The following is a 22,961-nucleotide window of genomic DNA, read 5'->3' on the forward strand; positions in this document are numbered from 1 at the left end:
TTACCCATGACTTACTTTTGACAATTCACGCAGTAAAACGTGGAACGCTGTCCCTGCACGATCTGGCGGATAGGCGCGCCGCAGACGCGGCAGGGCTTGCCCGCGCGGTTGTACGTGAAATACGTTTGCTGGAAATAGCCGGACTGGCCGTTCACGCCGATGAAGTCGCGCAGGGTGCTGCCGCCTTGCACGATGGCTTCGGCCAGCACGTCGCGGATCGCCTGCGCCAGTTTCTCGTAGCGGGCCAGGCCGATGCGCCGGGCCGGCGTCTTCGGGTTGATCCCCGCGCGGAACAGGCTTTCGGAACAATAGATATTGCCCACGCCGACGACGATGTCGCCCGCCATCAGCACCTGCTTGATGTTGGTGCCCTTGTTGCGCGTTTTTTCGAACAGCAGCTGGCCCGTGAAGCCACCTTCCAGCGGTTCCGTGCCGAGTCCCCGCAGCAGCGCGTGGCCGTCCAGCGGGCCATCGGCCTCGTCGTGCCACAGCACGGCGCCGAAGCGGCGCGGGTCCGTCATGCGCAGCACCTGGCTGCCGCCGTCCGCATCTTCCACGACAAGGTCGAAATGGTCGTGTTTTTGCGCTTCCGTCCCCGTGGGCAGCACGCGCAAATGACCGGACATGCCCAGGTGGATGATCAGGGTGCCGTGGCGGAAGTGGATCAGCAGGTATTTGCCGCGCCGCCCCGTCAGGCCGATGGTTTGCCCGGACAATTGTTCGCCCAGGGCAGGGGGGAAGGGCCAGCGCAGGCCGTCGCGGCGCAGCACGACGGAGCGCACGGCGCGCCCTTCAAGGTGGGGCGCGACACCGCGCCGTGTGACTTCGACTTCTGGCAATTCTGGCATAGGGCTCGAATGGTTGAAAACCGGGTAAAAAACAGGCGGGTTACCGGCCGATGGCTGGCCCGGACACGCTGCGCCGCCACGACATATATATTTCGTTACATACGTGAAGTACGCGATAGCCGCGTTGGGCGTAGAATCAAACTTTGCCGTTTAGCCAGGATCCGCCTTTGAAAAACGCTTTCGCCATTGTAACCTTGTCCGCCCTGATGGCCACGCATGCCATGGCACAGACGCCTGTCGCCCCTGCCGATGCTGCGGCCGGCCCCACTGCGGCTGCGCCCACCGCGCCGCAGGAGCCGGACACCTCCAAGGAGGGGGCCGGCGGCGACGGGCTGCCGAAGGTCGAATTGAGCAGCGACTTGCTGTACAAGCTGACCAAGGCTGAGATGGAATTCAAGAGCGGCCAGTGGCAAGGGCCGTACGTGACGATGATGGTGGCGGCGCAGCAGACGCGCGATCCGCGCCTGGCGCGCCGCGCTTCCGAAATGGCGCTGGCCGCCAAGCAGGGCAGCGAAGCGCTGGCGGCCATCCGCCTGTGGCGCGAGCTGGCGCCCGAATCGGATGAGGCAACCCAGTTCTTCCTCGGCTTCGTCGTGTTGACGGACAAGATCGAAGAGGCGGAGCCGATTTTCGCCGAGCGCCTGGCCAATGCGCCAGGGGGCGCGCGCGGCGTGGCCCTGTTCCAGATGCAGCAGATCCTGTCGCGCTCGAATGACAAGCTGTTTGCGTATGCCATGCTCACGCGCCTGGTGCAGCCTTACCTGGACATGTTCGAAGCGCATCTGGTGCTGGCGCAGGGCGCCTTGTCGCTCGGCGAGCGTGAACGCGCCATCCGTGAAGCGAACAAGGCGCTGGCGATCAAACCGAACTCCGAGCTGGCCGTGCTGACCCTGGCGCAGGTGACGGGCGAACCGGAGGCGGCAAACAAGGTGCTGGCCGCTTTCCTGCAAAAGAATCCGGACGCCGTCGAAGTGCGCGGCGCGTACGCGCGCCTGCTGGTCGAACAAAAACAGCTGGAGCCGGCGCGCGACCAGTTCCTGCTGCTGCTGAAAAGCCAGCCCGATAACCTGGGCGGCCTGTATGCGCTCGGCATCGTGGCGCTGCAGCTGGAAGACACCAAGGGCGCGGAGCAGTACTTCAAGCGCTTCCTCGCCGTGCTCGACAAATCTCCTGGCGATGCGCGCGATCCGTTCAAGGCCCTGATGATACTGTCGCAGATCGCCGAGACGCGCGGCGACACGGCCGGTGCCATCGCCTGGCTGGACAAGGTCGACAACAGCGCATCAAGCGGCTATGTCGAGGCGCGCTTGCGCCGCGCCCAGCTGATCGCCCGTGGCGGCAATCTCGATGCGGCGCGCAAGGCGCTGACGGAAATCGAAACGGACGATCCGGCAAGCCAGGCGCAGGTGCTGCTGGTCGACGCGCAATTCCTGCGCGACGCCGGTTACGTGCAAAGCGCGTACACGGTGCTGGAAAACGCCTTGCTGCGCTTCCCCGACAATCCGGAACTGCTGTACGACTACGCCTTGCTGGCCGAGCGCCTGGATAAACTCGAGCTGATGGAAGCGAGCCTGCGCCGCGTGATGGCGCTGGCGCCCGACAACCAGCATGCCTACAACGCCCTCGGCTACTCGCTGGCGGAACGGGGCATCCGTCTGCCCGAAGCCCATGCGCTGATCGAAAAAGCCTTGCAGATGGCGCCGGGCGACCCGTTCATCATGGACAGCATGGGTTGGGTGCAGTTCCGCATGGGTAACCTGGCTGCAGCGGAAAATGCCTTGCGCCGCGCGTATGCCGTGCGCAGCGATCCGGAAATCGCCGTCCATCTGGGCGAAGTGCTATGGCAGAAGGGCGACAAGGATGAAGCGCAAAAACTGTGGCGCGAAGCGCGCAGCAAGGACCCGAAAAACGATGCGCTGAAAAGTACCCTGGCGCGCTTGAATGTCAGTTTGTGATTGTTAACCCAAGGGCAAAAAACCGGGGTCAGACCCTGCAGGGTCTGACCCCAGCATCTGCCGTTGGGTTTATAAAAGTTACCATGTTAAAAAAACTCCTCCCCCTCACACTCGTCTGCCTGTCCCTCTCGGCCTGTTCGACCCTGACTTCCCCATTCTCGTCCGGCGCCGCGCCCTCCGGTAAAACCGTCGCTGCTTACCGCGAACAGGTCGAGCTGACGGGCCGCCTGAACGTCGTGTACCAGAAAGATGACAAGCCCGAATCGGCGACCGTCAATTTCAACTGGCAGCAGACGGCGCAGCGCACGGACGTGACCTTGTATTCGCCCGTCGGCAGCACCCTGGCGACGATCGCCGTCACGCCGCAGCAAGCCGTGTTGACGCAAAGCGGCAAGGCGCCGCGCAGCGCGCCCGATGTCGATACCCTGAGCGCGCAGATGCTGGGCTGGTCCTTGCCCGTGTCGGGCTTGCGCGACTGGCTGCAGGGCTATGCCGTGGGCGCCGATGGCAAGCGTTTCGCCGCTTCGCCGGCCAACGACAGCGTGACGACCAAAGACGGCTGGCGCCTGCGCTATGTGTCGTGGCAAGAAGTAGGGCAAAATGCGTCCGACAATACACCGGGCGCCTTGCCCCAACCGCGGCGTATCGATGCCGAACGCAATGCCAGCGCCCAGGCCGATGCCGTGTCGCTGCGCATCGTGCTCGATCCCGCTCCATCGGCTCAAGCACAATGACGTTGACTAACCTGAATAACTGCCCGGCGCCGGCCAAACTGAATTTATTTCTGCACGTCAACGGCCGCCGTGCCGATGGCTACCATCTGCTGCAGACGGTGTTCCAGCTGCTCGACCATGGCGACACCCTGCACTTCGCGCTGCGCGACGACACGGCGATCCACCGCGTGACGGAACTGGCCGGCGTGCCGCAAGAGCAGGATCTGATCATCCGCGCCGCGACACTGCTGCAGACCGAAGTGTTGCGCCGCACGGGCGCCTTGCCGCGCGGCGTCGATATCGCCATCGACAAGGTGCTGCCCATGGGCGGCGGGCTGGGTGGCGGTTCGTCCGACGCGGCCACGGCCCTGATGGCCTTGAACCGCCTGTGGCAGGCGGGCTTGACGCGCGAGGAATTGATGGCGCTGGGCTTGCCGCTGGGCGCCGACATCCCGTTTTTCATCTTTGGCGAAAACGCCTTTGCCGAAGGCGTGGGCGAAGCCCTGCAGCCCGTCGCCACGCCCGAATGTTGGTATGTGGTGATCGAGCCGGGCGTGCAAGTGCCGACCGCCGCAATTTTTTGCGCGGAAGGCTTGACGAGAAATACCGAACCCGTCACAATAGCGGACTTTTCCAGGTACCTCGCAGAAGGAAACGATGCGGGCGGGTTTGGTAAGAATGATTTACAGCAAGTGGCATGCAGTCTTTTCAAGCCGGTAGCAGATGCGGTAGAATGGCTGGGTGCTTACGGTGAGGCCAGGATGACTGGTTCCGGTGCTTGTGTGTTTAGTGCGTTTGATAGTCAGGAAGAAGCGGATGCGGTGCTCAGCAATGTGCCACCAGTCTGGATCGCCTGGAAGGCAAAAGCGCTGAATCGCCACCCGATGCTCACGATGTTGTAGAGAGCAAAAAAAGATTTTGCTTAGCGTCAAATAGTCGGTATAATACTGGCCAACATGACGGCAAGCAGTCAGTAACGTAGGGGAATCGCCAAGCTGGTTAAGGCACTGGATTTTGATTCCAGCATGCGAAGGTTCGAATCCTTCTTCCCCTGCCACCATTTCACCGTAGTCTGTCGATGCGAAGTTAGCGTCCAGTACGGGAAAAAGCAGATGTGTCGCCACGCGGCATATTCTAAACAATGACTGACCGGGCCTATGCCCGGTTAGTGCTTTTCAAGACTTCTATATCACCTCTTGGGACTCCCATGGCTTACGAAAACCTGATGGTTTTTACCGGCAACGCGAATCCAGCGTTGGCAGAGGGGGTCGCAAAAAACCTCGGCATCCCTCTCGGTAAAGCAAACGTTTCGAAATTCTCCGACGGCGAAGTAATGGTCGAGATTAACGAAAACGTGCGCGGCAAGGATGTTTTTGTTTTGCAATCCACCTGTGCTCCAACCAACGACAGCCTGATGGAAATCATGCTGATGGTTGATGCCTTGAAACGTGCTTCCGCTGGCCGCATCACCGCCGCGATTCCTTACTTCGGCTACGCCCGCCAAGACCGTCGTCCCCGCTCCGCGCGTGTGGCGATTTCGGCCAAGGTGGTGGCGAACATGCTGGAAGAAGCCGGTGTCGAGCGCGTCCTGATCATGGACTTGCACGCTGACCAGATTCAAGGTTTCTTCGATATCCCAGTCGACAATATTTACGCTTCGCCAATTTTGCTGGGTGACCTGCAAAAGAAAAACTACCAGGACCTGCTGGTCGTGTCGCCGGACGTCGGCGGTGTGGTACGTGCGCGCGCCCTGGCAAAACGCCTGGGCTGCGACCTGGCCATCATCGACAAGCGTCGTCCAAAAGCGAACGTGTCCGAAGTGATGAACATCATCGGTGAAGTCGAAGGCCGCAACTGCGTGATCATGGATGACATGGTCGACACGGCAGGCACCTTGACCAAGGCTGCCGAAGTGCTCAAAGAGCGCGGCGCGAAAAAAGTCGTGGCGTATTGCACGCACGCGGTGCTGTCGGGCCCGGCGATCGACCGTATTTCGGCCTCGCCACTCGATGAGCTGGTCGTGACCGATACGATCCCCCTGTCCGAAGCGGCCCTGGCCTGCGGCAAGATCCGTCAATTGACGTGCGCGCCGCTGCTGGCCGAGACGTTCAAGCGCATCATCAAGGGTGATTCGGTTATTTCCCTGTTTATCGACTAATTCGATAATAGAAACAGACGTAATGCCTGCGGCGCGACCGGCTTTTTGCCTGTTGCGCCGCAGTGTTTTAGTTTTCGGGGTGTTTTGCACCCATTTTCGAGGATTCCTGGTCGCGGGTATCCTCATAACACAAGGCGCAAGCCTTGTTCTTCTTGGAGTTTCACATGAAAGTTATCGCATTTAAACGCGAATTGCAAGGTTCCGGAGCGAGCCGCCGCCTGCGCATTTCCGGCCAAACCCCTGGTATCGTCTATGGTGGCGCTGAAGCCCCTGTGCTGATCTCGCTGGATCACAACGCCCTGTACCACGCGTTGAAAAAAGAAGTGTTCCACTCGTCGATCCTGGATCTGGAAATCGACGGCGTTTCCCAGCAAGTTCTGTTGCGCGACTTCCAAGTCCACGCATACAAACAACTGGTTCTGCACGCTGACTTCCAGCGCGTTGACGCATCGCAGCCTATCCACGTGAAAGTGGCTCTGCACTTCATCAACGCTGACGTTTCCCCAGCAGTCAAACTGCACGGCGCGACCATCAGCCACGTTGCCAACGAAATCGAAGTCGCTTGCCTGCCAGGCAAACTGCCAGAATTCATCAACGTTGACCTGTCGAACATCGACGTCGGTCACTCGCTGCACGTAGGCGACCTGGTCCTGCCAGCTGGCGTGACCGTTGTCACCCACGGCGCCAACCTGACCATCGCTACCGCTTCGGTACCGGCTGGCCACGTTGCTGCTGAAGCCGCTGCTGCTGAAGTTGTTGCTGACAAGAAGTAATTCTGCCGCCGCAGCAATGCGGTAGTCGCAAGGAAAAACCCGCCAGGTTCGCCGCGCGGGTTTTTTTCCGTCCGTTTTCACCGATAATGCTTTCTTTTACATTGCAGACACAGCCATGCCCATACGCCTGATCGTCGGCCTCGGCAACCCGGGACCCGAATACGAACAAACCCGCCACAATGCCGGCTTCTGGCTGGTGGACAATCTTGCCAACAGCTTGCCCGGCACGCGCTTGCAGCGCGATTCGCGCTACAACGCCATGCTGGCCAAGACTTCCATCGGCGGCAAGGAAGTCTGGCTGCTCGAACCGCTGACGTTCATGAACCGCTCGGGCCAGTCCGTGGGCGCGCTGGCGCGCTTCTTCAAGATCGCCGCCGAGGAAGTGCTGGTCGTGCACGACGAGCTCGACTTGATGCCCGGCATCGCGCGCCTGAAGAAGGGCGGCTCGGCCGGCGGCCATAATGGCTTGAAGGACATCACGGCCGCGCTGGGCACGCAGGATTACTGGCGCTTGCGCCTGGGCATCGGCCATCCGCGCACCCTGAGCCTGCAGCAGCAGGTGGCCGACTTCGTGCTGCACCGCCCGCGCCGCGAAGACCAGGAGCTGATCGAGCAGGCGATAGAAAAATCCTTGCAGGTGATGCCGCAGATCGTCGAGGGCAAGTTCGAGGCGGCGACCATGAAGCTGCATACGGCCTGAGAACAGGGCCTGATGGCGTCACGATACGGCTGTTTTGGCGTCATTTGCCCATCATCGGGCTTTTGAAGCGCGCCGGTCAGGGGTACAATTGACCCCTTGAAATGCAGCACACGCACTATCCCCGGAAAAGGGCGAAGAATCGCCCGTTTTCCCTAACAGCACGGCAAGCACGCCGATAGACGGCGCCATGTGCTTTGATTATTAAAGGTTTTCCATGAGTCTCCAATGCGGTATCGTCGGCTTGCCGAACGTCGGCAAGTCCACCCTGTTCAATGCACTGACGAAAGCCGGCATTCCGGCTGAAAACTATCCGTTCTGCACCATCGAGCCGAACGTCGGCGTCGTCGAAGTGCCGGATCCGCGCATGGATGCGCTGGCCGCCATCGTCAAGCCGGAACGCATGGTCAACGCCATCGTGGAATTCGTCGACATCGCCGGCCTGGTGGCCGGTGCATCGAAGGGCGAGGGCCTGGGCAACCAGTTCCTGTCGCACATCCGCGAAACGGACGCCATCGTCAACGTCGTGCGCTGCTTCGAAGATGACAACGTCATCCACGTGGCCGGCAAGATCAATCCGCTCGACGATATCGAAGTCATCCAGACCGAACTGGCGCTGGCCGACATGGGCACCGTGGAAAAAGCCATTCACCGCGAAAACAAGAAAGCCCGCTCGGGCGACAAGGATGCGGCCAAGCTGCTGGCCATCATGGAACGCATGATGCCTTACCTGAACGATGCGAAACCCGTGCGCGCCATGGGCCTGGACGCCGACGAAATGGAACTGATCAAGCCGCTGTGCCTGATCACGGCCAAGCCTGCCATGTTCGTGGCCAACGTGTCCGATTCTGGCTTCACGAATAACCCGCTGCTGGACCAGCTGACGGCCTACGCACAAGCGCAAAACGCCCCTATCGTCGCCATCTGCGCCGCGCTGGAAGCGGAAATCGCCGACCTGGACGATGCCGACAAGGGTGCTTTCCTGGCCGACATGGGCATGGAAGAGCCAGGCCTGGACCGTCTGATCCGCGCCGGCTACAAGCTGCTGGGCTTGCAAACCTACTTCACGGCAGGCGTGAAGGAAGTGCGCGCCTGGACCGTTCCCGTGGGCGCCACGGCGCCGCAGGCGGCCGGCGTGATTCACACCGACTTCGAACGCGGCTTCATCCGCGCGCAAACCATCGCCTATGACGACTTCATCGCCTACAAGGGCGAAGCGGGCGCCAAGGAAGCGGGCAAGATGCGCGCCGAGGGCAAGGAATACGTGGTCAAGGATGGCGACGTGCTGAACTTCCTGTTCAACGTCTGACGAACGCGGTTGCTGGCTCATGCCGGCAACTGCTATCAGTCCATTGCGAAATGCCGCTCAATGACCTGGGCGGCATTTTTTTATCTGTCGTGTGAAAGGCTTGCCATGCAGTCAGAGAAGCAACCGCTCGTTTCCATTGTCATGGCCACGTATAACCGGAGCAATATCCTTGGGTATGCAATTGAGTCGGTACTCGCCAGCACCGTGCAGGATTGGGAGCTGATTGTCGTCGGCGATTGCTGTACCGACGATACCGCCGAGGTGGTCGCCGCGTTCGGCGACGCGCGCATCCGCTTTGTGAATCTGGAAACCAATTTCGGCGAGCAGACGGGGCCCAACAATCTCGGCGTCAGCCTGGCGCGCGGCACCTATCTGGCATTCCTGAATCACGATGACCTGTGGTTGCCCGATCATTTGCAAAGCAATATCGATGTCCTCGAGCGCACCGGGGCCGACCTGGTCTTTGGCCAGGGACTGGTGGTCTTGCCAATGGAATATCACATGGTTGGGGCGCTGGCTGACGGTGTGCAGCCTTACCGTCCGTGGATGGACGTGCCGGTCACTCTGTGGGTCATGCGGCGTGAGCTGGCCCGGCAGATCGGCCCATGGCAGCCATCATGGGAAGTGCGGTGCTGGCCATCGCAAGCCTGGTTGCACCGGGTGTATTGCGCGGGCCGGCCGATGCTGGCCCATCCCCGCATCGGCGCCATCCTGATACAGTCTGGCAGCCGCAGCAATGCCTATCTGGAGCGGCAGCACAGCGAGCATGCGTACTGGTGGGCGCACATGCAAGATCCGCTCAATATCCTGCAGGCCGTCTCCAAACTCCATGGCAAGGTGGGGCAGGAGCGCTTGATTGCGCCGCTACAGTCTGCCATAACGACAATGAAAGCACTGTCGCGCCGCCTCTGTTACCTGTTGGGATTGTGGCCGCCGCGTCCCAGTTTCTGGCTCAGGTATTGGCGTAAAGGTACATACTTGCGTGAATTACGCCGCCGCAGGGGATTGAAGGACATGCGGCGGCGATAGATAAGAGTATTTTTGTAAAATTTCTAGGGGTAGATCTGGTGGTTGAGAAAAATAACTGGTTATTGGCTGGCGCGAAGCAGGATGGCGAAAGCATTACCAAGGAATGGAAGCCGACGGCGCCTGCCTTGATCGATGGCGTGATCTTTCAGGAAATCAAGCCTGTCTTGACGGCGTACGGCAGCCTGACTGAAATTTTCCGTACTGAATGGGTGCCTGGTGCGGCGCAGATCGGCCAGATATTTGCCTCGACCCTGGAGCCGGGCGGACTGAGCGCCTGGCATGCGCATGCCATCACGACGGACCGCCTGTTCGTGGCGGCCGGCCAGATGCGCGTGGTGCTGTACGACGCGCGCGCGGATTCGCCCACCTTTGGCATGCTCAACGAATTCAAGCTGGGCACCAGGCGTCCCGGCCTGCTCGTCGTGCCGCCCCGCGTCTGGCACGGCGTGCAGAATTACTGCGGCACGCCGGCCATCCTCGTCAATGCGGTGGACCATGCGTATCGCTATGATGCGCCGGATCACTGGCGCGTGCCGGCCGATTCGGACATGGTGCCGTATCGTTTTTCCAACGACAGGCATGGCTGAGATGTCCGGCCTGGCTGAACGATGCGCCTGAACCGTCTCGCGGGTTTTTCAGCCGGCCCCATCTTGTCGCTGCTGTGCAGCCTTGCCACCGTGCCTGCCGTGGCCTGGCTGTTTCCGCCTGCCGACATCGGCAAGCTGGATTTCTTCATGACCGCGTGCACGGTGGCCGGTTTGCTGCTGTCGCTGGGGCTGGATAAGGCTTTCCTGCATGAATACCATTACAGCACCGCGCGTAGCGGTTTGCTGAAAGCGTGCCTGCTGCCGGCCATGCTGCTCGCGCCCGTGGCGCTGGCCGTGATACTGCTGTTTGCCGCGCCGGTAGCGCAGCTGTTGTTCGATGTGGCGCAGCCTGCATTGGCCGTCCTGTTCGCTGCCGGCATGCTGAGCGCCCTGGCCAATCGCCTGATCGCGCAGCTTTTCCGCATGCAGGAGCGCGCGTGGGTATTCAGCCTGGCGCAGGTCTTGCCGAAAATCTCGCTGCTGTTGCTGCTGCCTGTGCTGTGGTGGGATCCTCAGCGCAATTTCGTGCACCTGGCAAGCCTGGTCGTGGCCACCACCTGGCTGGTCACGCTATGGCTGTTGTGGCATGCGCGCGTATCGCTGGCGCAAGCCTGGGCCGCCGCCGTGGACCGGGTGCTGCTGCGGCGCCTGCTTTCCGAGGCAGGGCCCCTGCTGGTGAGCGCCATTGGCTACCTGTCCATGTTGTCGGCCGGCATGGGCTTGCTGCGCATTTTTGCCGGCTTTGACGAGCTCGGTATTTATGCGCTGGCCACGCGCGTGGCCGCCGGCGCCTGGCTGGTGCAGTCGATTTTTACGATTGTCTGGATACCGCAAGTACACAAATGGGCCGCCGCCGGCGGGGACCTGTCGAATATCGCGGCCATTTGCCGCCATGCGCAAGCCGTCGTGGTGGTGGGCTTTTGCCTGGCGGGCGCCCTGACCTGGCTGATCGGATGGGTCTTGCCTTCCAACTATCATGGCGTCGCGTATCTGGCGGTGGCCACCGTGGGCCAGCCGCTGTTGTATGCGCTGGCGGAAGTGAGCGGCGTCGGCATCAGTCTGGTCCGCCGTCCCTCCTTATCCATCGCCGCTTTCGCGGCAGGCTTGCTGGGCACCTTGCTGGCGGGCGCCGTGCTGGTGCCGCGCTGTGGCGCCACGGGCGCCGCCGTCTCGCAGCTGCTGGGTTTCCTCGTGTATTTTGTTGTCAAGACGGAGCTGGGCATGCGCGTCTGGCGTCCGCTGCCGCGCCGTTCGCTGTACCTGAGCGCCTGCCTGCTATCGCTGCTGGCGGCAGGCCACGCGTTTTTTGCCCAGCGCCTTGGGGTGCTTGCTCCGCTGGCGTGGGGCGTGCTGCTGGTGGCCGCACTGTACGTCTGCCGGCCTTCGCTGCGGGCCGCGTTCAGGCTGCTCAAGCCCGTCCGGCAGCAAGGCTGACAGCGTTTGCCGCCCGTCGCCGTATTGCGTTTTTCTGCTTACTCCACGTACAATGAGAATAATTCTCATTTATAATCCGATGCGCCTGCTCTTGCCGGCCGTTGGCGACAGGAAGGGTATCGTGAGCACCGCCGAGTTAGCGCTTCAGCAGCAAGTCAGCAGTCTGTACACCGACCACCATCACTGGCTGCGTGGCTTGCTGCGCCGTAAACTCGGCAATGCCTTCGATGCGGCCGACCTGGCGCACGATGTGTACCTGCACCTGATGAAGACGGGCAGGGTGCCGCCGGCCGGGGAGTCGCGCCGCCACCTGACGCAGATCGCCAACGGCATGGTCATCGACCTGTACCGCCGCCGCCAGATCGAAACGGCCTACCTGGAAGTGCTGGCCCTGGTGCCCGAAGCGCTGGCGCCGTCCGAGGAGGAGCGTGCGCTGGTGATCGAGGCGCTGACGGAAATCGACGCCGTGCTGCACCAACTGCCCGCCAAGGCGCGCAAAGCCTTGCTGCTGTGCAAACTCGATGGCCTGAGCTACCGCGACATCGCCGCCGAACTGCAGGTGTCCGTTTCGTCCGTCGAAAAATACATCGCCGCCGGTTTGCTGGCATGCTACCAAGCCATGCACGCCCAGGTAGCCTGAGCCATGGAGGTGGTGATTGCACCGGCTATCGTGCAGCAGGCGGCCCAGTGGATGGCGCGCCTGTGGTCCGATGACGCCAGCGACGCGGACCGGGATGCCTGCGCCCGCTGGTGCGCCGCCCATCCGCACCACGCCATCGCCTGGCAGCGTTTGCAGGCGTTCGAGGGCAAGCTGCACAGCGTGCCACGCGACGCGGCCCGGCACGCGCTGCGCGAACCGGCGCCGGGCGCCTACCTGAACCGCCGCCGTGCCCTGAAGCTGCTGGCCGTGCTGCTGCCCGTGGGCGGCATGGCGTACCTGCTGCGCGGCACGGATGCCTGGCAAGTGGCCACGGCAGGGCATAGCACCGACAAGGGCGAGATCCGCGAGATGACCCTGCCTGACGGCACGCGCGTGATGCTCGCTTCCGCTTCCGCCATCGACGTGCGCTTCGACGCCAGCGAGCGCTTGCTGATCCTGCGCAGCGGCGAAATCCTCGTCACCACGGCGCGCGATCCCGACCCGGCGCAGCGGCCTTTTCGCGTGCAGGGGCGCCATGGCGCGGTGCAGGCGCTGGGTACGCGTTTTACCTTGCGGCAAGACGAATACACGTCGCGCGTGGCCGTCTTCGAGGGCGCCGTCGAGGTGCGCCTCGCGCATGCGCCTGGCCATCCCGTGCGCATCGACACGGGCCAGGGCGCCGTCTACTCGGCCGACATCGTGCAGTCAGGCGCACCCGCGTCCGCCAGCGCGGCGGCCTGGACCAAGGGCGTGCTGGTGGCCGACAACATGCGCCTCGATGAGCTGCTTGCGGAACTGGCCCGCTACCGTCCCGGCCTGCTGCGCTGCGACCCGGCCGTGGCCAGCCTGAGCGTCAACGGCGTGTTTTCCCTGCGCGACACGGACCGCTCGCTGCACAACCTGGCGCTGGCCTTGCCCGTGCAAATCGTTGCGCGCACGCGCTACTGGGTGACCGTCCAGGCCGCAGCCTGATTATTTCGCGGGCCTGATTGAGGGTTTTGCATTCTCGTTCGGGATATAGGGTGAGAGCCACCCTTATCCATTGAACTTATGCCCGCTTTTTCCCGTTTTTCCCATGAGTAGCCACAGCAGCCAGGCCGGCCCGATCAGCCGGATACTGCAGCCCATCCGCAGGCGCCTGATCGCCGCCGCCGTGCTGGCCGGCACGGGTTCCATGCTGACCCTGGTGCCGCTGGCCGGCATCGCGCAGCTCGCGCACATCGCCCTGAACCCCGCGCTGGCGCAGGGGGACGTGTGGCAGATCATCCTCGTCAGCGTCGCCTGCCTGTTTGCCGGCATGGCCCTGATCTCGCTGGGTGAGCTGGCCGCGCACCTGGCGGACAACCGCCTCACCCATCAATTGCGCCTGCGAGCCATGCAGCGCCTGGGGCAGGTGCCGCTGGGCTGGTTCACCAGCCGCGCTTCGGGCGAGGTCAAGCAGGCGATGCAGGACGACATCAATACCTTGCACAGCCTCACCGCCCACTTCTATACGACAACGGGGCGCGCCGTGGGCGCCATCGCCATCTCCGTCATCTATCTGTTCGCCATGGACTGGCGCCTGGCCATCGTTTCGATATTGCCATTTCCCGGCTTTTTCCTGTTTTTCGGCCGTGCCATGAAGGCCAGCGGCGGCAACATGGAGCAATTCGTCGCCGGCATGGGACGCATCAACAATGCCGTGGTGGAGTTCGTCAACGGCACTCCCGTGGTCAAGGCCTTTGGCGCCACGGGACGCGCGCACGGCAGCTACCGCGCGGCCGTCGATGCGTTTGCCGACGCGTTTGCCGCGTTTACGCGCCCACTGGTCGGTTCCATGGCGAATGCCAACGCGCTGATCGCGCCCGTCGCCGTGCTGGGCGTGGTGGTGCTTGCCGGTACGGCCTTCGTGGCGCTGGAGGCGATGGCGCCCATCGATATCCTGCCGTTCGCCCTCGTGGCGCCCGGCATTTCCGCACCGATGCTGCTGCTGCATTACCTCACGCATGACCTCAACAACGCCACGGGCGCGGCCCAGCGCGTGCAAGCCTTGCTCGATACGCCCGTGCTGGCGCAGCCGGCGCCCGGCCAGCAGCAGTTACCCAACGGCACGGAGATCCGCATGGAGCACGTGGGCTATGCCTACGATGGCCAGAACAAGGTGCTGTCGGACATTACGCTCACTTTGCGTCCTGGCACGGTGACGGCCATCGTCGGCGCTTCCGGTTCCGGCAAGTCGACCCTGGCGCGGCTGCTGCTGCGCTTTTTCGACCCGACTGAAGGGCGCATCACCCTGGGCGGCGTCGACCTGCGGCACATCGCCACGCCCGAGCTGTACCGGCGCATCGGTTTCGTGCTGCAGGAAGTGCGGCTGATCCATGCCAGCGTGCGCGAAAACATCGCGCTGGGCCGGCCATCGGCCAGCGCGCACGAGATCGAAGCGGCGGCGCGCCTGGCGAACATCCACGAACGCATCCTGGCCTTGCCGCGCGGCTACGATTCCGTCATCGGCGAGGATGCGCAGCTGTCCGGCGGCGAGTTGCAGCGCGTGAGCATCGCCCGCGCCGTGCTGCTCGATCCTTCCGTGCTGGTGCTCGACGAGGCGACGGCGGCGGCCGACGCGGAAAACGAAGTGGCAATCCAGGATGCCTTGTCGCGCTTTGCGCAAGGCCGCACCTTGCTGGTGATCGCGCACCGGCTCGACACCATCATGCATGCCGACAACATCGTCGTGGTCGAGAACGGCGCCATCGTCGAGCAGGGCAGCCATGCCGGCTTGCTCGCCCACCAGGGCCGCTATGCGCAACTGTGGGCGCTGGGCGGCTATCAAGATTCCCAGGAAGATGCGGTGCTGCCATGCTGAAAACATTTATTCAACTGCTGGGCGATGACGCGCCCGTGTTCCGCCGCTACTGCGCCATGGCGCTCGCGTATGGCGTGCTCAGCGGACTGACGATCACGGCGCTGGTGCTGGCCCTGGGCCGCTTGCTGGCCGGCGATACGAATGGTGCGGCCCTTTGGCTGCTGGTGCTGCTGGCCGGGCTGGTCGCTTGCTGGGCCTGGCGGCGCCAGGTGGAAAAGGCGGGCGTGCGCGTGGGCGTGACGGTCTTGCAAGGGGCGCGCCAGCGCCTGGGCGACCACGTGGCGCGCCTGCCCGTCGGCTGGTTCACGCCGTACAACACGGCAAAACTCGGTCACGTCATTACGCAGGGCATGATGAATGTGGCGCAACTGCCGGCCCACGTATTGACGCCCGTGATCTGCGGCGCCGTCACGCCCGTCGTATTGCTCGCCGCGCTGTTCGCGCTGCACTGGCAGCTGGGTCTCATCGCGTTGCTGGCGCTGCCCCTGCTGGCTGGCGCCTTGCGGCTGACGGCGCACCTGGGCCAGCGCGCCGACGATGCCTATCATCACCACTTTGCCCAGACCAGCCAGCGCCTGGTCGAGTTTGCGCAAGCGCAATCGGTGCTGCGTGCATTTAACGGCGAAAATGCGGATGGTGGCACGCGTTTCCTCAAGCAAGCCATCGACGCGCAGCGCCACTCAGGCACGCGGCTGATCTATCTTTCCGCGCTGTCGTCCGTGCTGAACGCCTGGACCGTGCAAGCCATCTTCGCCGCCTTGCTGGCCGTTGCCGCGCTGTGGCTGCAGGGTTTGCTGGGGGCGGCATCGGCTGCGGGTGACGCTATTTCCGTCATCGTCGCCTTGCTGCTGGTGGTGCGCTTTGTCGACCCGTTGCAGGAAGTGGCCAGCTATGGTGAAGTGCTGCGCGGCGCGCGCGGTCCGCTCGATGCGGCGCGCGAGATGTTCGCCGTGCAGCCGCTGCCGGAAGCACACGAGCCGCAAGCGCCGCGCGATGGTTCCGTTGAGTTGCGCAACGTGCACTTCCGCTATGCACCGGACCAGCCCGACGTCTTGACGGACATCAACCTGTACATCGCGCCGGGCAGCATGACGGCGCTGATCGGCGCTTCCGGTTCCGGCAAGACGACCCTGGTGCGGCTGATCGCACGCTTCTTCGACGCCAGTGCGGGCACGGTGCTGGTGGGCGACGTCGATGTGCGCGACATGTCCAGCGAGCAATTGGCCGGCCAAATCAGCCAGATCTTCCAGGACAGTTATCTGTTCCAGGGCAGCATCGGTGACAACATCCGCATCGGCAAGCCGGACGCGACCGAGGCCGAGGTGCTGGAAGCGGCGCACCAGGCGGGCGTGGCCGAGATCATCGCCCGCTTGCCGCAGGGACTCGATACCCTGGTGGGCGAGGGCGGTGCGCGCCTGTCCGGCGGCGAGCGCCAGCGCATCGCGATTGCCCGCGCGCTGGTCAAGGATGCGCCGATTTTGCTGGTCGACGAGGCGACGGCCGCGCTCGACGCGGAAAACCAGGCCGCCATCGCCGAGGCGCTGGCGCGGCTGCGTGGCAAGCGCACGGTGATCGTTATCGCGCACCAGTTGTCGACGGTGGCCATGGCTGACCAGATCGTCGTGCTCGATGGCGGCACCCTGGGCGAGCAGGGCGCGCCAGCCACCTTGCGCGCGCAGGGCGGCCTGTATGCCCACTTCCTGGCCCAGCGCCAGGCGGCCAAGGGCTGGCGCATCGCCGCGCCTGCGCCGGAGTCCGGCATTTGACACGCGCGCGTTTGTATTTGGTCTTCTTCCTGCTGTGCTGCGCTTCGCTGCTGGTGGGCGCCAGGCAGATGGAGTGGGCACAACTGTTGTCATCGTCCGGCGCGCTGTCCGACGATACTTGGCTGACCCTGACGGCCAGCCGGCTGCCGCGTCTGGCGGCGCTGGTGCTGACGGGCGTGGGCTTGTCCGTGTGCGGCGTCATCCTGCAGCACATCGTGCGCAATAAATTCGTCGAGCCGGCCACCTCGGGCGGCCTCGACGCGGCCAAGCTGGGCATCCTCGTGGCGCTGAGCGTGGCGCCCGCGGCGGGCACGGCCGGCAAGATGGCGTTCGCGCTGGCCTTTTGCCTTGCCGCCAGCGTACTGTACGTGGCCCTGATCCGCCGCATCCGCTTCAAGAACACGATACTCGTCCCCGTGATCGGCCTCGTGTATGGCGGCGTACTCAGCGCCGTGGCCGAGTTCTATGCCTACCGCAACAACATGTTGCAAAACATGCAGGGCTGGCTGCTCGGCGATTTTTCGCGCATCGTGCAGGGCAACTATGAAATCATTTACCTGATCCTGCCCATCGTTGTCCTTACGTATGTGTACGCGCAGCGTTTTACCGTGCTGGGCATGGGCGAGGGCATGGCTACCAGCCTGGGCCTGAACTATGGCGCCACGGTGGCGCTGGGCCTGATGCTGGTGGCCGTTACGGTGGCGGCCACGGTGATCACGGTGGGGGCGATCCCGTTTGTCGGGCTGGCCATCCCCAACCTGGTGGCCTTGCGCTACGGCGACAAGCTGGACCGCACCTTGCCCATCGTCGCCCTGTGCGGCGCCTCGCTGCTGCTGGCCTGCGACATCGCCGGGCGCTTGCTGATCTACCCGTTCGAGGTGCCGATCGGCCTGACGGCGGGCGGCGTGGGCGGCCTGCTGTTCCTCGTCCTGATCATCCGGGGGCGGCGATGAAGCGGCTATTCAAGCAGCGGACGCTGTGGCTGGCCGTGCTTGCTTTGGCCGTGGTGTTCCTCTTCCTCGGCGCGAACTTCGATGTCGATTACATCATCCCCAAGCGCCTCTCTCGCCTGGCCGCCATCGCCATCGGCGGCGTTTGCGTGGCCGTGTCCTCGATCGTGTTCCAGACCATCGCCGGCAACCGGATTTTGACGCCGGCCGTCATGGGTTACGAAGCCGTGTACCTGCTGCTGCAATCGCTGCTGATCCTCGCGATGGGCATGCACAGCGTGGTGCTGCTGGGACAGGATGGCAATTTTGCCGTGTCGATCGCGCTGATGCTGGCCTACTCCTGGGCCATCCACTATTGGCTGTTTCGTGATGGCAAGAACAACGTGTATTTTTTGTTGCTGCTGGGTTTTGTGCTGACGATGGTGATCGGCACGTTCACCCAGTTCATCCAGCTGCGCATCAGTCCCGGCGAGTTCGCCATCTTGCAAGGCTTCAGCCAGGCCTCGTTCAACAAGGCGCAGCCCGCACAATTGCTGACCTCGGCACTGCTGGCGGGCGCTGCCTGTGCAGCTGTGCTGAAAACCCTGCCGGCGCTCGACGTGCTGGCGCTGGGGCGCGAACAGGCGATCTCGCTCGGCATCGATTACCGGCGCATGGTGCGGCTGCAGCTGACGCTGATCGCCGTGCTGGTGGCGGTGTCGACGAGCTTGCTGGGCCCCACGGCCTTCATGGGCATCTTCGTGGCGAACACGACGTATGCCCTGGCCCGCACGGCGCGCCATCGCGTCACCTTGCCGCTGGGTTGCGCCATCGCCATCGCCATTTTTTTGCTCGCCCAGTTGCTGGTCGAGCACGTTTTCAATTACCGGACCACGGTTGGCATCCTCGTCAACCTCGTATGTGGCGCGTATTTCCTCGCGCTCATGGTTCGCACCCGAGGCACCGCATGATTCACGTCAACCAGATTGAAAAAAGCTACGGAGAAAAGCGCGTGCTGGCCCACGTCAGCGCGCAGTTTCCCAAGGGCAAAGTGACGTCCTTGATCGGTCCGAATGGCGCCGGCAAGACGACCTTGCTGATGCTCATCGCGCGCCTGCAGGAAGCGAATGGCGGCGAGATCACGATAGACGGGCGCAGCATCGCGGCCATCAAGATCCAGGACTATGCAAGACTCGTGGCCACCCTGCGCCAGTCGCCCGATTTTCATTTGCGCCTGACGGTGGAAGAGCTGGTCGCCTTCGGCCGCTTCCCCTACAGCCGAGGTAGCTTAACGGTGCAAGACCGGCAAGCCATCGATGACGCCATCGCCTTTCTGTCGCTGGAAAACTTGCGCGCCAGCTACGTCGATGAGCTGAGCGGCGGCCAGCGCCAGATGGCCTTCCTGGCCATGACGATCGCCCAGCAAACGGATATTCTGCTGCTCGACGAGCCGCTCAACAACCTCGACATGAAGCACGCCGTGCAGATCATGCGCGCGCTGCGCCGCCTGTGCGACGAGCAGGGCCGCACCGTAATCCTGGTGATCCACGACATCAATTTCGCCGCCAATTATTCCGACCACATCGTCGCCATGCAGGGCGGCGCCGTGCGCTTTGCTGGCCCCGCGCACGAGGTCGTCACGGAGGAACGCTTGCGCGCCCTGTACGACATCGATTTTCACATTGTGCGCAACGAGCGCGGCTGCGTCTGCAATTACTTTACCCCCACAGGAGCTTGAGATGATCTGGAACAAATCCCGCTGCGCGCTGGCCGTGCTGCTCGCCGCCATGGCCGCACTGCAAGGCTGCACCGACAAGCTACCGCCGCCAGCGCCTGCCGCTTCCGCGTCGGAGCAGGCATTTACTCCCATCACCATCGAGCACAAGCTGGGAACGACGGTGATCCAGCAGCGTCCGCAGAGGGTGGCTGTGCTGGACATGAACGAAGTCGATTTCCTCGATCAGCTGGGCGTGCCCGTGGCCGGCATGGTGAAGGATTACGTGCCGCATTTCCTCACGCGCTACAAGGACGACGCGAACATCCGCGACCTGGGCGCCATCGTGCAGCCGAACCTGGAACACATCCACGCGCTCCAGCCCGATCTGATACTGATGACGTCGATCCAGGCCAACCATTACAAGGAATTGAGCCAGATCGCGCCGACCCTGCATTTCGATGTGGATTACCAGAACAGCGAAAGCCAGCACATCGATGTGGTCAAGCAACACTTGCTGACACTGGGCCGCATCTTCGGCAAGGAAGACCTCGCCAGCCGGAAAGCCGCCGAGCTTGACGCCAAGGTGGCGGATGCGCGCAAAATGACGCAGGACCGTCCCGAGAAAGCGCTCATCGTGCTGCACAATAATGGCGCCTTCAGCTCCTTTGGCGTGCGGTCGCGCTACGGTTTTGTCTTTGATGCGCTGGGCGTGAAACCGGCCAGCACGGCCATCGAAGCGGGCTTGCATGGGCAACCGATTTCCAGCGAGTTCATCCAGCAAGCCAACCCCGACATCATCTATGTGGTCGACCGGACGGCCGTGATGGAACACCGTCCCGTCATGACGGCCGAGCAGATGGCCAATCCGCTGCTGCGCCAGACCAATGCCTGGAAGAACGGCCGCGTGGTCTTTGTCGATGCGGACGCCTGGTACATCACGGCGGCCAGCGTGACGTCGCTGAAGCGGGTGATCGACGACGTGCTCAGGGGCTATCAATAATCTAAGTTATTTTTGTAATGATTCGTATTTGCATTGAGGGTTTTGCCTTTTCGTTCGGGAGATAGGGTGAGAACAAGCAATCATCCCCTCTGAAAGGATTTACCGTATGACACACCGCATGGCAACGCGCCACCTTCCCGCCTTGAACCTGAGCCGCATCGCCACCGCCGTGCAACTGGCGCTCATCACGGGCTTGACCGTGGGGGCGCTGGGCGTCGCGGCTCCGCCGGCCTACGCGCAAGCGGGGGCGGGGCAGGCCCGGCAAGCGTTCAGCGTGCCGGCCGGTGCGCTGGGTCTGGCGCTCAATACCTTTGCCGCCGAGGCTGGCGTGGAATTGACGGTCGAGGCTAGCCTGCTGCAAGGCAAGAACAGCGCCGGCCTGTCCGGCAGTTACAGCGTGCCCGAAGGCTTTTATGAATTGCTGCGCGGCCATGGCTTGCAGGCCGTGCGCGAAGGCAATGGCAGCTATACGGTGCGCCGCGAAGCGGTGCACAGCGCAGCCGCCGAGGCCGCCGCGACCATGCCGGCTGTGACGGTGTGGGGCAAGGGCAACACGGTGACGGATGCCTACGCGGGTGGCCAGGTGGCGTCCGGCGGCCGCGTGGGATTCCTGGGCGACAAGGATTTCATGGAAACCCCGTTCAACACCATCAGCTATACGGATAAATTCATCGAAGACCGCCAGGCGCGCGACATCACCGATGTGATTTCCGCCACCGATCCCACCGTCTTCAGCAGCGGCATGACGGGCATCATCGGCGAAAATTATTCGATACGGGGCTTCAGCTCGAATATCGGCGACGTCGCGTTTGGCGGCTTGTACGGCATTTCGCCCTACTACCGCACTTCGCCTGAAATGTTCGAGCGCATCGAGGTGCTGAAAGGGCCATCGGCCTTGCTCAATGGTATGCCACCGGGCGGCTCGGTAGGCGGCAGCATCAACCTCGTGCCCAAGCGCGCGGGTGACGTGCCGTTGGCGCGCGTGACGGCATCGTATATGTCGGATTCCCAGTTCGGCGGGCATATTGATCTGGGCCAGCGCTTTGGCGAGCATAAACAGTTCGGCATCCGCGTCAACGGCGTCTACCGCGATGGCGACGGCGCCATCGACCATCAGAAAAAGAAGACCAAGCTCGTCTCCGTGGGCCTGGACTGGCGTGGCAACGGCGCGCGCCTGTCCGCCGACCTGTACCACAGCGAGGACCGCGCCGATGGCTTGAACCGGGGCGTCAACCTGGCGCCCGGCTTGCCCGTGCCGCGTCCGCCGAAAGCGGAAACCTTGCTCAATCCCAGCTGGGCGTTTTACGACACCAAGGACAAGGGTGCCATGCTGCGCGGCGAGCTGGACTTGAACGCGCAGGTGATGGCGTATGCGGCCGTGGGGGCCAGCCGGGCCGATTACCAGTCGACGGGCGCCTACCTGATCCAGGTGTTCAACACGGCCGGCGACTACCGCACCAATCTTGCCGACCTGGGTTTTGACGTGGAAAAGCAGTCAGCGGAAATTGGTTTGCGGGGCAAGCTGCGCACGGGCGACATCGGCCATCAATGGGCCGTCAACGCCACGTATTATCATCACACGGACAAGCAGTACGGACGCCGCAATACCCTGGCGAAAGACTGGATCACGAATATCTACCACCCCGTCTGGGGGCCGGCGACGCGCTTCGAGGCGCCGCAAATTTCCAAGGCGGAATTGCGCCTGGCCAGTGTCGGTCTGGTCGACACGCTGTCCTTTGCGCAAGACACCGTGCAGCTGACGGTGGGTCTGCGCCGCCAGGAAGTACTCAGCGACAGCTTCAATATCAAGACGGGGGCGCGCACCTCGCGCTATGACGAAGGCGCCACTACGCCGGCCGTCGCCCTGCTGGTCAAGGCCAGCAAGACTATCTCTCTGTATGGCAATTACATCGAAGGCTTGAGCCAGGGCGCCACGGCGCCGTTGACGGCGGCCAACTCGGGCGAGGTCTTTGCGCCCTACAAGTCGAAACAGGCGGAGCTTGGCGTCAAGGTCGACCTGGGCGAGTTCGCGCATACGGTCAGCCTGTATGAAATCAAGCGGCCCGGCAGCTATGTCGACCCGGTCAGCAATGTCTTTTCCTTTGGCGGGGAACAGCGCAACCGCGGCGTCGACTGGGGCTTCTTCGGTTCGCCCTTGCGCGACGTGCGCCTGATGGGCGGCGTCGCGTATGTCGACCCCGTCTTGAGCAAGACACCGGGCGGCGCCAACCAGGGCAAGCAGGCCACGGGCGTGCCCAAGCTGCAAGCCAAGCTCGGTGTCGAATGGGATACGCCCGCCATCCCCGGCGTGACCCTGACGGCGAATGCGACGGCGGCATCGAAGCAATACATCAATGCCGACAATTCGATGTCCGTGCCAGGCCGTACCGTGTTTGACCTGGGCGCCCGCTATGCGACGCAGGCGGCGGGCCGGCCCCTGACCGTACGCGCCAGCGTGACGAACGTCGGCAACCGGGCGTACTGGGCGCTGCCGCAATGGACCAGCCTGGGCCTGGGCGCGCCGCGCACTGTCATGCTGTCGGCCACGACGGAGTTTTAATCCG

General features: G+C 63.2%; 20 protein-coding genes and 1 tRNA gene. 20 read left to right on the forward strand and 1 reads right to left on the reverse strand.

Annotation, left to right across the window (positions count from 1 at the left end):
* Positions 1-11 precede the first annotated feature (11 nt).
* Positions 12-848, reverse strand: coding sequence for a bifunctional DNA-formamidopyrimidine glycosylase/DNA-(apurinic or apyrimidinic site) lyase (gene mutM / locus KO539_RS15125; protein ID WP_046681687.1), 837 nt, complete (start codon positions 846-848; stop codon positions 12-14).
* Between the two features lie 167 nt (positions 849-1,015).
* On the opposite strand from mutM, the gene KO539_RS15130 reads away from it, so the two are divergent.
* The 20 genes from KO539_RS15130 to KO539_RS15225 all read left to right on the forward strand — a co-directional run bounded on the left by KO539_RS15130 (position 1,016) and on the right by KO539_RS15225 (position 22,957).
* Entirely contained in the window at positions 1,016-2,803 is a 1,788-nt protein-coding gene (locus tag KO539_RS15130) for a tetratricopeptide repeat protein (protein ID WP_219310397.1), read from the forward strand.
* An 83-nt stretch (positions 2,804-2,886) separates the two neighbouring features.
* Complete coding sequence (locus KO539_RS15135; RefSeq protein ID WP_219310398.1) at positions 2,887-3,537, forward strand: outer membrane lipoprotein LolB; 651 nt, start codon at positions 2,887-2,889, stop codon at positions 3,535-3,537.
* On the forward strand, positions 3,534-4,418 hold the full coding sequence (ispE, locus tag KO539_RS15140) for a 4-(cytidine 5'-diphospho)-2-C-methyl-D-erythritol kinase (protein ID WP_219310399.1): 885 nt from the start codon (positions 3,534-3,536) through the stop codon (positions 4,416-4,418). The genes KO539_RS15135 and ispE overlap by 4 nt, the downstream gene beginning before the upstream one ends.
* Positions 4,419-4,496: 78 nt before the next feature.
* Positions 4,497-4,573, forward strand: a tRNA-Gln gene (locus KO539_RS15145).
* Between the two features lie 150 nt (positions 4,574-4,723).
* Entirely contained in the window at positions 4,724-5,674 is a 951-nt protein-coding gene (locus tag KO539_RS15150; RefSeq protein ID WP_034753270.1) for a ribose-phosphate pyrophosphokinase, read from the forward strand.
* Between the two features lie 164 nt (positions 5,675-5,838).
* Positions 5,839-6,447 carry a 50S ribosomal protein L25/general stress protein Ctc gene (locus KO539_RS15155; protein ID WP_176387707.1) on the forward strand — a complete coding sequence of 203 codons (609 nt, stop codon included), beginning with the start codon at positions 5,839-5,841 and terminating at the stop codon, positions 6,445-6,447.
* A gap of 115 nt (positions 6,448-6,562) precedes the next feature.
* Complete coding sequence (gene pth, locus KO539_RS15160; protein ID WP_099401315.1) at positions 6,563-7,147, forward strand: aminoacyl-tRNA hydrolase; 585 nt, start codon at positions 6,563-6,565, stop codon at positions 7,145-7,147.
* Between the two features lie 214 nt (positions 7,148-7,361).
* Positions 7,362-8,453: a redox-regulated ATPase YchF gene (gene ychF, locus KO539_RS15165; protein ID WP_035824073.1), complete on the forward strand. Its 1,092-nt coding sequence runs from the start codon at positions 7,362-7,364 to the stop codon at positions 8,451-8,453.
* Positions 8,454-8,513: 60 nt separating this feature from the next.
* On the forward strand, positions 8,514-9,482 hold the full coding sequence (locus tag KO539_RS15170) for a glycosyltransferase family 2 protein (RefSeq protein ID WP_219310400.1): 969 nt from the start codon (positions 8,514-8,516) through the stop codon (positions 9,480-9,482).
* 38 nt (positions 9,483-9,520) lie between these two features.
* Positions 9,521-10,069 (forward strand): dTDP-4-dehydrorhamnose 3,5-epimerase family protein, encoded by a 549-nt coding sequence (locus KO539_RS15175; RefSeq protein WP_219310401.1) that lies wholly within the window; start codon positions 9,521-9,523, stop codon positions 10,067-10,069.
* A 21-nt stretch (positions 10,070-10,090) separates the two neighbouring features.
* Positions 10,091-11,503: a lipopolysaccharide biosynthesis protein gene (locus KO539_RS15180; RefSeq protein ID WP_219310402.1), complete on the forward strand. Its 1,413-nt coding sequence runs from the start codon at positions 10,091-10,093 to the stop codon at positions 11,501-11,503.
* A 121-nt stretch (positions 11,504-11,624) separates the two neighbouring features.
* The gene (locus KO539_RS15185; protein WP_099378628.1) at positions 11,625-12,143 is read left to right on the forward strand and encodes a sigma-70 family RNA polymerase sigma factor; all 519 of its coding nucleotides are present in this window, start codon (positions 11,625-11,627) and stop codon (positions 12,141-12,143) included.
* Positions 12,144-12,155: 12 nt separating this feature from the next.
* A complete protein-coding gene (locus KO539_RS15190; RefSeq protein ID WP_374106412.1) occupies positions 12,156-13,115 on the forward strand; it encodes a FecR domain-containing protein in 960 nt (319 codons plus the stop codon).
* Positions 13,116-13,218: 103 nt separating this feature from the next.
* Positions 13,219-14,985, forward strand: coding sequence for an ABC transporter ATP-binding protein (locus KO539_RS15195; protein WP_219310404.1), 1,767 nt, complete (start codon positions 13,219-13,221; stop codon positions 14,983-14,985).
* Positions 14,979-16,751, forward strand: a complete 1,773-nt coding sequence (locus KO539_RS15200) for an ABC transporter ATP-binding protein (RefSeq protein WP_219310405.1) — start codon at positions 14,979-14,981, stop codon at positions 16,749-16,751. Before KO539_RS15195 ends, KO539_RS15200 begins: the two co-directional genes overlap by 7 nt.
* Positions 16,748-17,704, forward strand: coding sequence for an ABC transporter permease (locus KO539_RS15205; RefSeq protein ID WP_219310406.1), 957 nt, complete (start codon positions 16,748-16,750; stop codon positions 17,702-17,704). Before KO539_RS15200 ends, KO539_RS15205 begins: the two co-directional genes overlap by 4 nt.
* Positions 17,701-18,651, forward strand: coding sequence for an iron chelate uptake ABC transporter family permease subunit (locus tag KO539_RS15210; RefSeq protein ID WP_219310407.1), 951 nt, complete (start codon positions 17,701-17,703; stop codon positions 18,649-18,651). The genes KO539_RS15205 and KO539_RS15210 overlap by 4 nt, the downstream gene beginning before the upstream one ends.
* Complete coding sequence (locus KO539_RS15215) at positions 18,648-19,418, forward strand: ABC transporter ATP-binding protein (protein ID WP_219310408.1); 771 nt, start codon at positions 18,648-18,650, stop codon at positions 19,416-19,418. Before KO539_RS15210 ends, KO539_RS15215 begins: the two co-directional genes overlap by 4 nt.
* Position 19,419: 1 nt before the next feature.
* Positions 19,420-20,397 carry a siderophore ABC transporter substrate-binding protein gene (locus KO539_RS15220; RefSeq protein WP_219310409.1) on the forward strand — a complete coding sequence of 326 codons (978 nt, stop codon included), beginning with the start codon at positions 19,420-19,422 and terminating at the stop codon, positions 20,395-20,397.
* A gap of 106 nt (positions 20,398-20,503) precedes the next feature.
* The gene (locus KO539_RS15225) at positions 20,504-22,957 is read left to right on the forward strand and encodes a TonB-dependent receptor (protein ID WP_219310410.1); all 2,454 of its coding nucleotides are present in this window, start codon (positions 20,504-20,506) and stop codon (positions 22,955-22,957) included.
* Positions 22,958-22,961: the final 4 nt, after the last annotated feature.

The organism is Janthinobacterium sp. NKUCC06_STL, from assembly GCF_019345455.1.
GTDB classification, from domain to species: Bacteria; Pseudomonadota; Gammaproteobacteria; order Burkholderiales; family Burkholderiaceae_D; genus Janthinobacterium; species Janthinobacterium rivuli.

Bases quoted from the DNA above. Each gene is read 5' to 3' on its own strand.
- mutM (WP_046681687.1), bottom strand. From the start codon at position 848: ATGCCAGAATTGCCAGAAGTCGAAGTCACACGGCGCGGTGTCGCGCCC.
- KO539_RS15135 (WP_219310398.1), top strand. From the start codon at position 2,887: ATGTTAAAAAAACTCCTCCCCCTCACACTCGTCTGCCTGTCCCTCTCG.
- ispE (WP_219310399.1), top strand. From the start codon at position 3,534: ATGACGTTGACTAACCTGAATAACTGCCCGGCGCCGGCCAAACTGAAT.
- KO539_RS15150 (WP_034753270.1), top strand. From the start codon at position 4,724: ATGGCTTACGAAAACCTGATGGTTTTTACCGGCAACGCGAATCCAGCG.
- KO539_RS15155 (WP_176387707.1), top strand. From the start codon at position 5,839: ATGAAAGTTATCGCATTTAAACGCGAATTGCAAGGTTCCGGAGCGAGC.
- pth (WP_099401315.1), top strand. From the start codon at position 6,563: ATGCCCATACGCCTGATCGTCGGCCTCGGCAACCCGGGACCCGAATAC.
- ychF (WP_035824073.1), top strand. From the start codon at position 7,362: ATGAGTCTCCAATGCGGTATCGTCGGCTTGCCGAACGTCGGCAAGTCC.
- KO539_RS15170 (WP_219310400.1), top strand. From the start codon at position 8,514: ATGACCTGGGCGGCATTTTTTTATCTGTCGTGTGAAAGGCTTGCCATG.
- KO539_RS15180 (WP_219310402.1), top strand. From the start codon at position 10,091: ATGCGCCTGAACCGTCTCGCGGGTTTTTCAGCCGGCCCCATCTTGTCG.
- KO539_RS15195 (WP_219310404.1), top strand. From the start codon at position 13,219: ATGAGTAGCCACAGCAGCCAGGCCGGCCCGATCAGCCGGATACTGCAG.
- KO539_RS15200 (WP_219310405.1), top strand. From the start codon at position 14,979: ATGCTGAAAACATTTATTCAACTGCTGGGCGATGACGCGCCCGTGTTC.
- KO539_RS15210 (WP_219310407.1), top strand. From the start codon at position 17,701: ATGAAGCGGCTATTCAAGCAGCGGACGCTGTGGCTGGCCGTGCTTGCT.
- KO539_RS15215 (WP_219310408.1), top strand. From the start codon at position 18,648: ATGATTCACGTCAACCAGATTGAAAAAAGCTACGGAGAAAAGCGCGTG.
- KO539_RS15220 (WP_219310409.1), top strand. From the start codon at position 19,420: ATGATCTGGAACAAATCCCGCTGCGCGCTGGCCGTGCTGCTCGCCGCC.
- KO539_RS15225 (WP_219310410.1), top strand. From the start codon at position 20,504: ATGACACACCGCATGGCAACGCGCCACCTTCCCGCCTTGAACCTGAGC.